13 protein-coding genes are annotated in these 12,367 nt (G+C 67.3%); 6 read left to right on the top strand and 7 right to left on the bottom strand.

The window, feature by feature from the left end; genetic code table 11:
* Positions 1-10 precede the first annotated feature (10 nt).
* The 5 genes from CP958_RS14355 to hslV all read right to left on the bottom strand — a co-directional run bounded on the left by CP958_RS14355 (position 11) and on the right by hslV (position 5,892).
* A complete protein-coding gene (locus CP958_RS14355; protein WP_096702632.1) occupies positions 11-1,057 on the bottom strand; it encodes a DUF3426 domain-containing protein in 1,047 nt (348 codons plus the stop codon).
* A gap of 96 nt (positions 1,058-1,153) precedes the next feature.
* On the bottom strand, positions 1,154-3,250 hold the full coding sequence (locus CP958_RS14350) for an EAL domain-containing protein (protein WP_242442904.1): 2,097 nt from the start codon (positions 3,248-3,250) through the stop codon (positions 1,154-1,156).
* Between the two features lie 136 nt (positions 3,251-3,386).
* A complete protein-coding gene (locus CP958_RS14345) occupies positions 3,387-3,971 on the bottom strand; it encodes a Crp/Fnr family transcriptional regulator (protein ID WP_096702628.1) in 585 nt (194 codons plus the stop codon).
* Positions 3,972-4,018: 47 nt separating this feature from the next.
* The gene (hslU, locus tag CP958_RS14340; RefSeq protein ID WP_096702626.1) at positions 4,019-5,347 is read right to left on the bottom strand and encodes an ATP-dependent protease ATPase subunit HslU; all 1,329 of its coding nucleotides are present in this window, start codon (positions 5,345-5,347) and stop codon (positions 4,019-4,021) included.
* A complete protein-coding gene (gene hslV, locus CP958_RS14335) occupies positions 5,344-5,892 on the bottom strand; it encodes an ATP-dependent protease subunit HslV (RefSeq protein WP_096703054.1) in 549 nt (182 codons plus the stop codon). Before hslV ends, hslU begins: the two co-directional genes overlap by 4 nt.
* Positions 5,893-6,024: 132 nt before the next feature.
* Between hslV and hisB the strand changes: the two genes are divergently transcribed.
* From hisB to CP958_RS14305, 6 genes are all read left to right on the top strand, one after another.
* Positions 6,025-6,624 (top strand): imidazoleglycerol-phosphate dehydratase HisB, encoded by a 600-nt coding sequence (gene hisB / locus CP958_RS14330; protein WP_096702624.1) that lies wholly within the window; start codon positions 6,025-6,027, stop codon positions 6,622-6,624.
* A gap of 31 nt (positions 6,625-6,655) precedes the next feature.
* Entirely contained in the window at positions 6,656-7,306 is a 651-nt protein-coding gene (gene hisH / locus CP958_RS14325) for an imidazole glycerol phosphate synthase subunit HisH (RefSeq protein ID WP_096702622.1), read from the top strand.
* A 2-nt stretch (positions 7,307-7,308) separates the two neighbouring features.
* Positions 7,309-8,028 carry a 1-(5-phosphoribosyl)-5-[(5-phosphoribosylamino)methylideneamino]imidazole-4-carboxamide isomerase gene (gene hisA / locus CP958_RS14320; RefSeq protein WP_096702620.1) on the top strand — a complete coding sequence of 240 codons (720 nt, stop codon included), beginning with the start codon at positions 7,309-7,311 and terminating at the stop codon, positions 8,026-8,028.
* Between the two features lie 4 nt (positions 8,029-8,032).
* Positions 8,033-8,791, top strand: a complete 759-nt coding sequence (hisF, locus tag CP958_RS14315; protein ID WP_096702618.1) for an imidazole glycerol phosphate synthase subunit HisF — start codon at positions 8,033-8,035, stop codon at positions 8,789-8,791.
* Positions 8,792-8,889: 98 nt separating this feature from the next.
* Positions 8,890-9,219 (top strand): phosphoribosyl-ATP diphosphatase, encoded by a 330-nt coding sequence (locus CP958_RS14310; protein ID WP_068429927.1) that lies wholly within the window; start codon positions 8,890-8,892, stop codon positions 9,217-9,219.
* Positions 9,220-9,242: 23 nt separating this feature from the next.
* Complete coding sequence (locus CP958_RS14305; RefSeq protein WP_096702616.1) at positions 9,243-9,611, top strand: histidine triad nucleotide-binding protein; 369 nt, start codon at positions 9,243-9,245, stop codon at positions 9,609-9,611.
* 139 nt (positions 9,612-9,750) lie between these two features.
* On the opposite strand, the gene CP958_RS14300 is transcribed toward CP958_RS14305, so the two are convergent.
* A complete protein-coding gene (locus CP958_RS14300; RefSeq protein ID WP_242442903.1) occupies positions 9,751-10,356 on the bottom strand; it encodes a hypothetical protein in 606 nt (201 codons plus the stop codon).
* Between the two features lie 162 nt (positions 10,357-10,518).
* A complete protein-coding gene (locus CP958_RS14295; RefSeq protein ID WP_096703052.1) occupies positions 10,519-12,033 on the bottom strand; it encodes a YifB family Mg chelatase-like AAA ATPase in 1,515 nt (504 codons plus the stop codon).
* Positions 12,034-12,367 lie beyond the last annotated feature (334 nt).

Raw genomic sequence — 12,367 nt, 5'->3', positions numbered from 1 at the left:
GGAGAGGAAGCTATTTCGCCTCGGCCGGCTTGGTTTCGGTAGCAGGAGCGGCCGGAACAGCCGGAACGACCGGAACCGTATCCGCCGCGGGGGCGGCCGGAGCAACCGGAGCGGCGGCCGGGGCCGAAGCCGGACTCGGGGTGGCCGGAACCGGCGGCGGGACGGTGCCCGGCTTGGCTCCCGCGGTATCCACGAACACCACCACCACCTCGACGGCGTTGGGATCGGGCCGTTCCAGCATGATCTTGAAGCTGACGGTGCCCTGGGGCGCCAGTTCGGTGACCGGCGGCTGCGACAGCTTTTCCTGGACCGGCTGCTTGTTGCGGTCCATCAGCACCAGCTTCATGGTCGGCACCGTCCGCGAACGGTCGGTGACGTTGGCGATGATGCCGCGCACCACCAGCACGTCGGTATCGTTGTGGACGAAGCGTTCCGGCGTGCCGGCCTTGCGCAGTTCCAGCCCGGCGCCGGGCTTTTCCCGCCGCAGACCGGCCTGGCCCAGCAATTCGCCGGCCTCGGGGATCGCCTCCACCAACTGGTCCTGGAAGTAATAGCCGGCACCGCCCAGCCCGCCGAGGATCAGCAGAACCAGCAGCACCCACAGGACGCCCGTTCCCTTCTTGCCGCCATCGGACTGGGTGCCGAACAGCTCGGGGATCGGCTGGGGACCATCGTCCAGCAGGTCGACCTCGGAGGTGCGCTCCATGCCCTCGTCGGGCGGCAGACGGTCGGCGAAGCTGGGAACCGGCGGGGCGTCCAGATCGAAATCGTCGTCGGCCGGTGCCGGCGGGCGCGGTGCCGGGCGCGGCGCGTCGAACACCGAATCGTCGCGAACCGGGTTGAAGTCCGACACACCGCCAAAATCCGGTTTGGCAAAATCCGACTTGGCGAAGGACGGACCGGTCAAATCCAGGTCGGTGTCGTCCTCTTCCATCACCAGCGGCGCCTGGAACCACTTGTGGGCGCACTTGGCGCACTTCAGCTTGCGCCCGGCGGTGCCGAGCGCGCTGTCGGGAATGGAGAAGTTGGTTCCACAGGCGGGACAGGTGATCAGCATGGTCTGCAAACACCGGAAAAGGTTTGTTTTCTTATAGGCTGGACCCGGCATCAACACAAGCGGGTACAAACAAACCGGCCCTCCGGACCAGGGCCGCTACAGGCGGATCAGCCCTTCCGGATTGGACAGCAGCCCGGCGAAGGTGGCGGCGTTGACGGGGCGCGAGAACAAGAAGCCCTGCATCACCGGACAGCCGCGCGCCGCCAGGAAGGCGGCCTGATCGCGGGTCTCCACGCCTTCGGCGATCACCGTGAAGCCCAGATTGGCGGCCAGAGCGATGATCGAGGCGATGATGGCGCCGTCCTTGGCGTTGCCGGGCAGCTCGGTGACGAAGGCGCGGTCGATCTTCAGCGTCGAGACCGGGAACAGCTTGAGATAGGCCAGCGAGGAATAGCCGGTACCGAAATCGTCCAGCGACACCCGTACGCCCAGGGTGGTCAGCTGGCCCAGGATCTCGATGGCGCGGTCCACGTCGCTGGCCATCATGGTCTCGGTGATTTCCAGCTCCAGCATTTGGGGCGGCAGACCGGATTCGCCGAGCGCCGCCTTGACCTTGTCCTTGAGGCGGCCGTCATGGAACTGGGCCGGCGACAGGTTGACACTGATGGAAGGCAGGATCAGCCCCTGGCGCCGCCATTCCGCCACCTGACGGCAGGCCTCGCCCAGCACCCAGTCGTCGATGGCCCCGATCAGCCCGGCCCGCTCGGCGACGGGAATGAACAGGCCGGGCGACACCTCGGACCGCACCGGGTGGCGCCAGCGGATCAGCGCCTCGGCCCCGATGATGGCGCCGGACAGGGCGTCCACCTTGGGCTGGAACATCAGATGGAACTGGTCCTCGCCCAGCGCCAGCCGCAGATCGTTCTCCAGGCTGACCCGCTCGGCCACCTGACGATCCATTTCCATATCGAAACAGCTATAGGGCAGGCCGCCGCGCTTGGCGTGGTACATGGCGGCATCGGCCCGCGACAGCAGGCTTTCCGCCCCCTCGGCGTCGTCGGGATAAAGCGCGATGCCGATGGAGGTGCCGGCGAACAGCTGCAGGCCGTCGATATCGAAGGGTTCGGCGAAGGCGTAAAGCACCTTGCCGGCGCAGGCCTGGGCCGCCGAGTGGTCGCCGACGCTGGGCAGCAGCATGACGAACTCGTCGCCGCCCAGCCGGCCGATGATGTCGCTGGCCCGCACGCAGGCCTTGAGGCGGCGCGCCACCTGACGCAGCAGTTCGTCGCCCACCGCGTGGCCGTAGCTGTCGTTGATGTCCTTGAAGCGGTTGACGTCGAGATAAAGCATGGCCAGACGCTCGCCGGTCTGCTCGGCCCGCACGATGGCCTCGCCCAGGGCCTCCATCACCGTGTGACGGTTGGGCAGGCGGGTCAGGGCGTCATGGCTGGCGTGGAAGCGGATGCGCTGCTCGTCGCGGCGCTTGCGGGTGATGTCGCGCAGCAGCAGCACGAAGCGCCCGTCGCCTTCCGGTACGTCGGGCCCCTGGTCCACGGCGGTCAGCGCCAGGGCCACCGGAAAGGGTTCGGATTCCCGCCGCCGCGTCCAGGTCTCGCCCGACCACTGGCCGCTGGTGGCGGCCAGACGCCACATCTCCTCGATCTCGCGCAGCCCGATCATCTCGACGGCCAGCAGATCGCAGGGCTGGCCGGTGACTTCGTCGGCGCTCCATCCGGTCATGCGCTCGAAGGCGGCGTTGACCGCCAGGATGCGCCGCTCGCGGTCGGTGACCACGATGGCCTCGCCCACCGTCTCGAACACCGTGGCGGCCAGACGCAGCGATTCCTCGGCCTGCTTGCGTGCCGTGATGTCCTGGACGGTGCCTTCATAACAGACCAGACGGCCGCGCCCGTCATAGACGGCACGCGCGTTCTCGGCGATCCAGATGATTTCGCCGCCCCGCGTCCACACCCGGGCCTCGAAATTGCGCACCACCGAATCGCGGGCCAGAACCTCGCGGAAACGCTGGCGGTCGGCGGGGTCCACATAGAGTCCGCGGGCGATGTCGGTCAGCCCGGCGATCAGCTCCGCCGGGTCCTTGTAGCCGTAAATGCGGGCCAAAGCCGGGTTGGCGTCGAGATAACGGCCGTCCGGGGTAGTGCGGTAGATGCCCTCGACCGCATTCTCGAACAGCGACCGATAACCGCCCAGGTCATCATCGTTGCGAGCGAAGGCCAAGACATCACCACTCATCAAGGTCGAATCCATTGGATCAATTCCAATGGGACAGTGCCATTGACGGTTTATGCACTGCAACAGAATCCGGTGTTCACCCTACTTTTGTCTCTCGATGCTGGATTTCCCGGCGTTCTGCCACTAAGAAAGTTCTTCAGATCAGGCGAAAGACCCGCCTGTCCGGCCGCTCCAGCCTGCCCTCCCTCACCAGGGCGGCCAGGGTGCGGTAAAGGGCTTCGTGGGTCAGGCCGATCTCGCCCGCCGCCGCCGAAAGGGGACCGTCCAGGGCGACGATGCCGTCGGCGGCGCCCAACTGGGTCAGCCAGGCCACCACCCGGTCCCGTGCTCCGGGCAGCCGCATGATCTCCTGACGGCCGCGCAGCCTTTGCACCTGGCGGGCGAGATAGGCGGAGAAGGCGAGGTTGAGGTCGGGATGGGCGCGCAGGAACAGCAGCGATGCCGCCTTGGGATAGACCCGCACACGGGCATCGGTCTCCGCCGTGGCGTCGCAATGGTAATGGGCGGCGAACAGGGAGTCTTCCGCGAACAGCGAGCCGGCGCGGGCCACGTGCAGGCTCACCGCCGAACCATCGGCGCCCTGGCGCGTCAGCCGCAGGCGGCCGTGCTCCACGCAAAACACGGCACGGGCCTCGTCGCCCTGCCGGAACAGCGCCTCGCCCGCCTCCAGGCCGCGGGTGGTAGCGCGGATGCCACCCAGAACCTTGCCCCAATCATCCATGCCGACCCCGCTGGGTTATGATCGAAATCATATACCACGAGCACAGGTTAGAGGATGAACTTGGCCAGATCGGCTTTCTTGGCCAGTTCACCGACCCGGTCGCGCACCATCTCGGCGGTGATGACGATCGCCGTGCCGGGGGGCTGGTCGGGGGCGGTGAAGCTGATCTCCTCCAGCAGGCGCTCCATGACGGTCTGCAGGCGCCGCGCTCCGATGTTTTCCACCGTCGAATTGATCTCGGCGGCCAGATCGGCGATGGCCTCGATGGCATCGGGCTCGAAGGACAAGGTGACGTCCTCGGTGCCGAGCAGAGCCTCGTATTGCTTGAGCAGGCTGGCCTCGGGCTCGGTGAGGATGCGCACCAGATCGTCGCGGGTCAGGGCCTTCAGCTCGACGCGGATGGGCAGGCGGCCCTGCAGTTCGGGCAGCAGGTCCGAGGGCTTGGCCAGATGGAAGGCGCCCGACGCGATGAACAGCACGTGGTCGGTCTTCACCGGGCCGTGCTTGGTGGCGACGGTGGTGCCCTCGATCAGCGGCAGCAGGTCGCGCTGCACGCCTTCGCGGCTGACGTCGCCGCCCACGTGGTGCTCGCTCGAACGGGCGCAGATCTTGTCGATTTCGTCGATGAAGACGATGCCGTGGTTCTCCACCATCCAGATGGCGTCCTTCACCACCTTGTCCTGGTCGAGCAGATTGTCGGATTCCTCGGCGGTCAGGGCCTCGAGGGCTTCCTTGACCGGCAGTTTGCGCGGCTTCGTGCGGCCGCCGCCGAATGCCTTGCCCAGCATGTCGCTGAGATTGATCATTCCCACCTGCGAGCCCGGCATGCCGGGAATGTCGAAGGCCGGCATGCCGGCCCCGCCGCCATCGGCCACCTGGATTTCCACGTCCTTGGAATCCAGGGCGCCTTCGCGCAGCATCTTGCGGAACTTCTGGCGGGTCTCGGTGCCGGCGCCTTCACCCACCAGGGCGTCGAGCAGGCGCTCCTCGGCGGCGATCTCCGCCTTGGCGGTGACCTGCTTGCGCAGGCGCTGGCGGGTCATCAGGATGGCGACCTCGACCAGGTCGCGGACGATCTGCTCCACGTCGCGGCCCACATAGCCCACCTCGGTGAACTTGGTGGCCTCGACCTTGAGGAAGGGCGCCTGGGCCAGGCGGGCCAGACGCCTCGCGATCTCGGTCTTGCCGACGCCGGTGGGGCCGATCATCAGGATGTTCTTGGGCAGGACCTCCTCGCGCAGCGCCTCGGGCAATTGCTGGCGGCGCCAGCGGTTCCGGAGCGCGATGGCCACGGCGCGCTTGGCGTCGTTCTGGCCGACGATGAACCTGTCCAGTTCCGAAACGATTTCGCGGGGGGAAAAGGCGGAGGCGCTCATAGGCTTTCCACGATCATGTTGCCGTTGGTGTAGACGCAGATGCCGGCGGCGATCTTCATGGCCTTGCGGGCGATCTCCTCGGCGTCCAGTCCGTCGATGTCGATCAGGGCGCGGGCGGCGGCCAGGGCGTAATTGCCGCCCGAGCCGATGCCGATGATGCCGTCCTCGGGCTCCAGCACGTCGCCCTGGCCGGTCAGGACCAGCGACACGTCCTTGTCGGCTACCGCCATCATGGCTTCCAGCCGGCGCAGGTAGCGGTCGGTGCGCCAGTCCTTGGCCAGCTCCACGCAGGCGCGGGTGAGCTGGCCGGGATGCTTCTCCAGCTTGGCTTCCAGGCGCTCCAGCAGGGTGAAGGCATCGGCGGTGGCGCCGGCGAAGCCCACCAGAATGGTGTCGCCGCCCACCTTGCGGACCTTGCGGGCGTTGCCCTTGATCACCGTGGCGCCCAGGCTGACCTGGCCGTCGCCGGCGATGACCACACGACCCGATTTGCGCAGGCACAAGATGGTGGTGCCGTGCCAGGAGGGAAAGGAGGACTCGGACATGGAGCGGAACCCGAAGGGAGAGGGGCGGGCATCATAGCAAAGGCGGGCAGCCATGCCCGAGAAAATTGGGGGTCGGACTGGCATGCGGCGCACAATCCTGTTACTAAACGGGGCAGTATCAAGGAGGTTCCCATGCGCAAGGCCGCCATCACGCGCAATACCACCGAAACCAGCATCAAGGTCGCCGTCGATCTGGACGGCAGCGGCAAGTACGCCGTCAAGACCGGGGTGGGTTTCCTCGACCACATGCTGGAGCAGTTGTCCCGGCACTCGCTGATGGACCTCGAGGTGGAGGCCAAGGGCGATCTGCACATCGACGCCCACCACACCACCGAGGACGTGGGCATCGCCATCGGCCAGGCGGTGGCCCAGGCCCTGGGCGACCGCAAGGGTATCCATCGCTATGGCTCCGCCTATGTGCCCATGGACGAGGCGCTGACCCGCGTGGCGCTGGACCTGTCCAACCGCCCCTACCTGATCTGGAAGGTGACGTTCGGCCGCGACAAGCTGGGCACCATGGACACCGAGCTGTTCAAGGAGTGGTTCCAGGCCTTTGCAGGGGCGGCGGGCGCGACCCTGCACGTGGAGAATCTCTACGGCGACAACGATCACCATATCGTCGAAAGCTGCTTCAAGGCCCTGGCCCGCGCCCTGCGCGACGCCGTCGAGATCGACCCGCGCAAGGCCGATTCCGTGCCGTCGACCAAGGGGACGCTGGGAGGATCGCTGTGAGCGACGCATCGCGTCGTCCGGGGGGATCGTCGTGAGCGGTACCGTCGCCATCATCGATTACGGCTCGGGCAATCTGCGCTCGGCCGCCAAGGCGTTCGAGCGGGTGGTGGCCGAGGCCGGCCTTCGCCTTACCGTGGTCGTCACCGACGATCCCAAGGTGGTGGAAGGCGCGTCGCGCATCGTGCTGCCGGGTGTGGGCGCCTTCGCTGATTGCCGCGCCGGGCTGATGGCGCTCGCCGGTATGGCCGAGACCCTGACCGAGCGGGTACTGGCCCGCGGCACGCCGTTCTTCGGTATCTGCGTCGGCATGCAGTTGATGGCCAGTATCGGCCGCGAGCACGGCATGCATGCCGGTCTGGGCTGGATCGCCGGCGAGGTGGTGCCGCTGGGTGTCGAGGCCCAGGGCCTCAAGGTGCCGCACATGGGCTGGAATCAATTGGTGCCCGACGATGCGTCCCATCCGCTGCTGGCCGGTCTGGACGCCGAGGCCCATGCCTATTTCGTCCATTCCTACAAATTCGAGACGGCCAATCCCGCCCATCGCCTCGCCCATGTGGATTACGGCGGGCCGGTCACCGCCGTGATCGGTCGCGACAACATGGTCGGCACCCAATTCCATCCCGAGAAGTCCCAGAATACCGGGCTGCGGGTGATCTCCAACTTCCTGACGTGGACTCCCTAAAGATGTTCCTGTTCCCCGCCATCGACCTCAAGGACGGCGCCTGCGTTCGGCTCAAGCTGGGCCTGATGGAGGAATCCACGGTGTTCAACACCGACCCCGGCGCCCAGGCCCGCGACTTCGCCGCCAAGGGCGCCGAGTGGATTCACGTGGTCGACCTCAACGGCGCCTTCGCCGGCAAGCCGGTCAATGGCGCGGCGGTGGACAGCATCCTCAAGTCCGTTTCGGTGCCGGTCCAATTGGGCGGCGGCATCCGCGAGATGGCGACCATCGAGGACTGGCTGGCGCGTGGTATCCGCCGGGTGATCCTCGGCACCGTGGCGCTGAAGAATCCCGCCCTGGTCAAGGAGGCCTGCAGGCGCTTTCCCGGCCGCGTGGCGGTGGGCATCGACGCCAAGGGCGGCAAGGTGGCGGTGGAAGGCTGGGCCGAGACCTCGGACCTTACCGTGCTGGAACTGGCGGCCAAGTTCGAGGATTGCGGCGTCGCCGCCCTGATCTATACCGACATCGACCGCGACGGCGTGCTGGCCGGCCCCAACGTGGCGGCCACGGCGGCCCTGGCCGACGCCATCTCCATTCCGGTGATCGCCTCGGGCGGCGTGTCGTCGCTGGACGACCTCAAGGCGCTGAAGGCGTATCCCAAGCTGGAAGGCGTCATCTCGGGCCGTGCCATCTATGACGGGCGCATCGACGTGGCCCAGGCCATCGCGCTGCTGAAGGCCTGAGCCCATGCTCAAGATGCGCATCATCCCCTGCCTGGACGTCAAGGACGGCCGCGTGGTCAAGGGAGTCAACTTCGTCGACCTGATCGACGCCGGCGATCCCGTCGAGCAGGCCAAGCTCTACGACAAGGCCGGCGCCGACGAGCTGACCTTCCTCGACATCACCGCCAGTCACGAGAACCGCGACACCATCTACGACGTGGTGCGCCGTACCGCCGAGCAGTGCTTCATGCCGCTGACCGTGGGCGGCGGCGTGCGGGTCAACGAGGACATCCGCAAGCTGCTGCTGGCCGGCGCCGACAAGGTGTCCATCAACACGGCGGCCGTGCACCGTCCTGAATTCGTGCGCGAAGCCGCCGAGAAGTTCGGCAGCCAGTGCATCGTGGTGGCCATCGACGCCAAGCAGGTGGCGCCGGGCAAGTTCGAGATCTTCACCCATGGCGGCCGCAATCCCACCGGCATCGACGCGGTGGAATGGGCCAGGCGCATGACCGAATACGGGGCGGGCGAGATCCTGCTGACCTCCATGGACCGCGACGGCACCAAGCAGGGCTTCAACATTCCGCTCACCCGCGCCGTGGCCGACGCCGTCACCGTGCCGGTGATCGCCTCGGGGGGGGTGGGCAACCTCGACCATCTGGTGGAAGGCATCCGCGACGGCCATGCCACCGCGGTGCTGGCCGCCTCCATTTTCCACTTCGGGACCTACACCATCGCCCAGGCCAAGGCGCACATGCGTGCCGCCGGGATTCCCGTTCGCCCCTGAAGGCCGAGGCTTGAGGGGGTGACAGGCCCGCCGCCATCTGTTAGGCAGGGGCGTTGGGGAAAGATGACGGTCTGGAACAAGCGTAAAGAGAGGGTGCGGTGGCGCAGGACAGCAAGATTCTCGAGGAACTGTACACGGTGATCGCCAGCCGCAAGGGCACCGATCCCGACAAGTCCTATACCGCCAAGCTGTTCGCCCGCGGGCGCGGCAAGATTGCCCAGAAGTTCGGCGAGGAAGCGGTGGAGACCGTGGTCGCCGCCCTGTCCGAGGGCAAGGAGCAGCTGGTGGGCGAAAGCGCCGATACCCTCTATCATCTGCTGGTGCTGTGGGCCGATTGCGGTGTCGAGCCGGCCAAGGTGTGGGCCGAGCTGGCCCGGCGCACCGGCACCTCGGGCATCGACGAGAAGAAGTCGCGCGCCAAGAAGTGACGGCCCCTGCAAGGGAGAGAGCCATGGCCTACGATTCCAACAATATCTTCGCCCGTATCCTCCGGGGGGAAATCCCCTGCAAGAAGGTGCACGAGGACGACCACACCCTGGCCTTCCACGACATCAACCCGCAGGCGCCGGTTCATATCCTGGTGATCCCCAAGGGCGCCTATGTCTCCATGAACGATTTCTCGGCCCGTGCCAGCGATGCCGAGATCGCCGCCCTGATGCGCGCCGTCGGCAAGGTGGCCGAGATGGCCGGCGTGGCCGGGGACGGCTGGCGCATGCTCAGCAATATCGGCGAGAACGGCCACCAGGAAGTGCCGCACCTGCACATCCACATCTTCGGCGGCCGCATGCTGGGCCACATGCTGCCCAGGACCGGGGCGTAGGGCAAGTCCGGGGCTTCGCCCCGGTCCCTATCGGGAAGCACGCCTCCCGAACCCTCTTTTCGTTTGGTAAATCAAATGAACGGGGTTTGGGGCCTTTGGCCCCGAGCGGGGGTGGGCGGCAGCCCACTGTTTCCCCCTTCTATTCCGCCGCTTCCAGCCCGCGCGCCGTTTCCATCAGGACCTGGCGGATATGGTTGACCTGACCGACCGTGGGTTGGGGCAGGTCGCCGATGGGGCGCATCATGCAGGCATGCCAGACCCGCTGGCCCTCGGGACCGTCCAGATAGGCGCGCAGCAGCTTCAGCGCTCCCTGCAGGGTCTTGACCGTGCGGCCGTCGGCATAGAACTGGTCCCAGGTCAGGTTGTTGCCGTGGATGACCATCAGCGCCTGGATGATGGTGCGGCAATGGCGTTCGAAGGCCACCAGCCGCTTTTCCAGGGCGTGTCCCAGAAATTCGAAATAATGGGGCAGGTAGCTGCGCTGGAGCACCATCGCCTCGCCGGTCAGCAGATGCTCGAAGGGCCGCACCATCAGGCGGTGGAACGGGTTGGAGCGCGCCCCCACATTGCCGCGAGGCATCTGGTGGAACTTGCGACAGGATTCCTCCTGATGGACATAGGCGGTGTCCAGCACCATGCTGCCGCTGCTGATCAGCGTGGCGATGCGTTCGAGATCATGAAGGTCGACCTTGCCGTCCTGGGCCTTTTCCCGGACCAGCGTCATGATCACGTCGCTGACGATCATCGCCATGTCGTGGCAACGTCGCTTTCCCGGGGCTGGCGCGCAGCCATCTATCGGCGCACAGGCATTCATCGGGTATTGACCCCATTTCTCACCGGCTGTTCCGAGCATGGGGCCGGGCACGCAAAAGGCGCAATGCCCACAGAGGTCATAGGGCGATAAGCATCATCCCGCGCGGCCCGGCATCAGCCTTCGGTATGAGAGGGCCTCGGCCACATGCAGGCGTCCGACGGCTTCGGCGCCCTGGAGATCGGCCAGGGTGCGGGCGACGCGCAGCACCCGGTGCCAACCGCGGGCCGACAGGCGCATGTGCTCCGCCGCCTCGGTCAGCAGGCGGCGCCCCGCCTCGTCGGGGGAGGCGACCTGCATCAGCAGCTCTCCGTCGGCCTCGGCATTGGTGCGGACGGCGGTATCCTTGTAACGCTCCAGCTGCAGGGCGCGGGCGCCGGCGACGCGGGACGCCACCTCGGCCGAACCCTCGGCGGCCGGCGGCAGGGAGAGGTCGGCGGGGCTGACCGCCGGCACCTCCACATGCAGGTCGATGCGGTCGAACAGCGGGCCGGAAATCTTGGACTGGTAGTCCTGGCCGCACCTGGGTGCCTTGGAACAGGCCAGGGCCGGGTCGCCCAGATGGCCGCACCGGCAGGGGTTCATGGCGGCCACCAACTGGATGCGGGCGGGATAGGTGACGTGGGCATTGGCGCGCGCCACCACGGCGCGGCCCGATTCCAGGGGCTGGCGCAGCGCCTCGAGGGCACCGCGCTGGAATTCCGGCAACTCGTCCAGGAACAGCACGCCGTTATGGGCCAGGGAGACTTCGCCCGGCCGCGCCCGCATGCCGCCACCCACCAGGGAGGGCACGGAGGCGGAATGATGGGGGTCGCGGAACGGGCGCCGGGTCAGCAGGCGGCCTTCGGCCAGTTGCCCCGCCACCGAGTGGATCATGCTGACTTCCAGGGCCTCGGTGGGCTCGAGGGGCGGCAGCAGGCCGGGCAGGCGGGCGGCCAGCATGGACTTGCCCGAGCCCGGAGGTCCGATCATCAGCAGATTATGAGCGCCGGCGGCGGCCACTTCCAGGGCGCGCTTGGCCGATTCCTGGCCCTTGATGTCCTTGAGGTCCAGATACGGTCCGTTCTCCTCCAGGCGCCGGGGCGCCGGGCGGGCGAGAATCTGGCTGCCCTTGAAATGATTGATCAGGCCAAGCAGGGACGGCGCGGCCAGCACCTCGACCTCGCCGGCCCAGGCGGCCTCGGAGCCCTGGGATTGGGGGCAGATCAGGCCGCGCTCGCTGGCATTGGCGGCGATGGCGGCGGGCAGCACCCCGGCCACCGGGGCGATGGAGCCGTCCAGGCCCAGCTCGCCCAGGGCGACGTAACCCGCGATCTCGTCGGCGGGCAGCACGCCCATGGCGCCCAGCAGACCGAGCGCGATGGGCAGGTCGAAATGGCTGCCCTCCTTCAACAGGTCGGCGGGGGCCAGGTTGACGGTGATACGCTTGGGCGGCAGGGCCAGGCCGATGGCGTTGAAGGCGGCGCGTACCCGTTCGCGGCTTTCGCCCACCGCCTTGTCGGGCAACCCGACCAGGGTGAAGGCCGGCATGCCGTTGGCCACCTGCACCTGCACGTCGATGTCGAGGCAGTCGATGCCGGAAAAGGCGACGGTAGCGGTACGGGTGGTCATGGGGAGGGCATCCGGTTGAAACGCGGGCATCATAGCCAGTGTATACAATTCATGCTAGTGCTTCCGGGGGTGCGAGCCGGCCCGGCCGGGCTACAACCTATGGAGGAGTGATCGTGGGCCGGCCCATGGGTCCTCGGCCGGGGCGGGGGATTCGTTTCGCCCGCAGGCTCAAGGGCAACCCCTATGACCCGGGGCCGGCTGTCGCGGCCACCGTAACCCGGCTTCCGCGGATCGGAACCGGCGGTCGGGATCGGCTTCACCGGCCGGAGACGGCGCCCGGCGGTCCCGGACGGTGGCGGTGGACGACCATGGTCTCCCGGAATACCCGGTCACT

It is taken from the genome of Magnetospirillum sp. 15-1 (assembly GCF_900184795.1).
GTDB lineage: Bacteria > Pseudomonadota > Alphaproteobacteria > Rhodospirillales > Magnetospirillaceae > Phaeospirillum.
This window is presented reverse-complemented; position numbering and strand designations above follow the sequence as displayed.

Excerpts from the sequence above, each read along its gene's own strand:
- hisA (WP_096702620.1), top strand. The coding sequence starts at position 7,309 with ATGTTCCTGTTCCCCGCCATCGACCTCAAGGACGGCGCCTGCGTTCGG.
- CP958_RS14345 (WP_096702628.1), bottom strand. The coding sequence starts at position 3,971 with ATGGATGATTGGGGCAAGGTTCTGGGTGGCATCCGCGCTACCACCCGC.
- CP958_RS14295 (WP_096703052.1), bottom strand. The coding sequence starts at position 12,033 with ATGACCACCCGTACCGCTACCGTCGCCTTTTCCGGCATCGACTGCCTC.
- hisF (WP_096702618.1), top strand. The coding sequence starts at position 8,033 with ATGCTCAAGATGCGCATCATCCCCTGCCTGGACGTCAAGGACGGCCGC.
- hslU (WP_096702626.1), bottom strand. The coding sequence starts at position 5,347 with ATGAGCGCCTCCGCCTTTTCCCCCCGCGAAATCGTTTCGGAACTGGAC.
- CP958_RS14300 (WP_242442903.1), bottom strand. The coding sequence starts at position 10,356 with ATGATCGTCAGCGACGTGATCATGACGCTGGTCCGGGAAAAGGCCCAG.
- CP958_RS14350 (WP_242442904.1), bottom strand. The coding sequence starts at position 3,250 with ATGAGTGGTGATGTCTTGGCCTTCGCTCGCAACGATGATGACCTGGGC.
- hisB (WP_096702624.1), top strand. The coding sequence starts at position 6,025 with ATGCGCAAGGCCGCCATCACGCGCAATACCACCGAAACCAGCATCAAG.
- CP958_RS14305 (WP_096702616.1), top strand. The coding sequence starts at position 9,243 with ATGGCCTACGATTCCAACAATATCTTCGCCCGTATCCTCCGGGGGGAA.
- CP958_RS14355 (WP_096702632.1), bottom strand. The coding sequence starts at position 1,057 with ATGCTGATCACCTGTCCCGCCTGTGGAACCAACTTCTCCATTCCCGAC.
- hslV (WP_096703054.1), bottom strand. The coding sequence starts at position 5,892 with ATGTCCGAGTCCTCCTTTCCCTCCTGGCACGGCACCACCATCTTGTGC.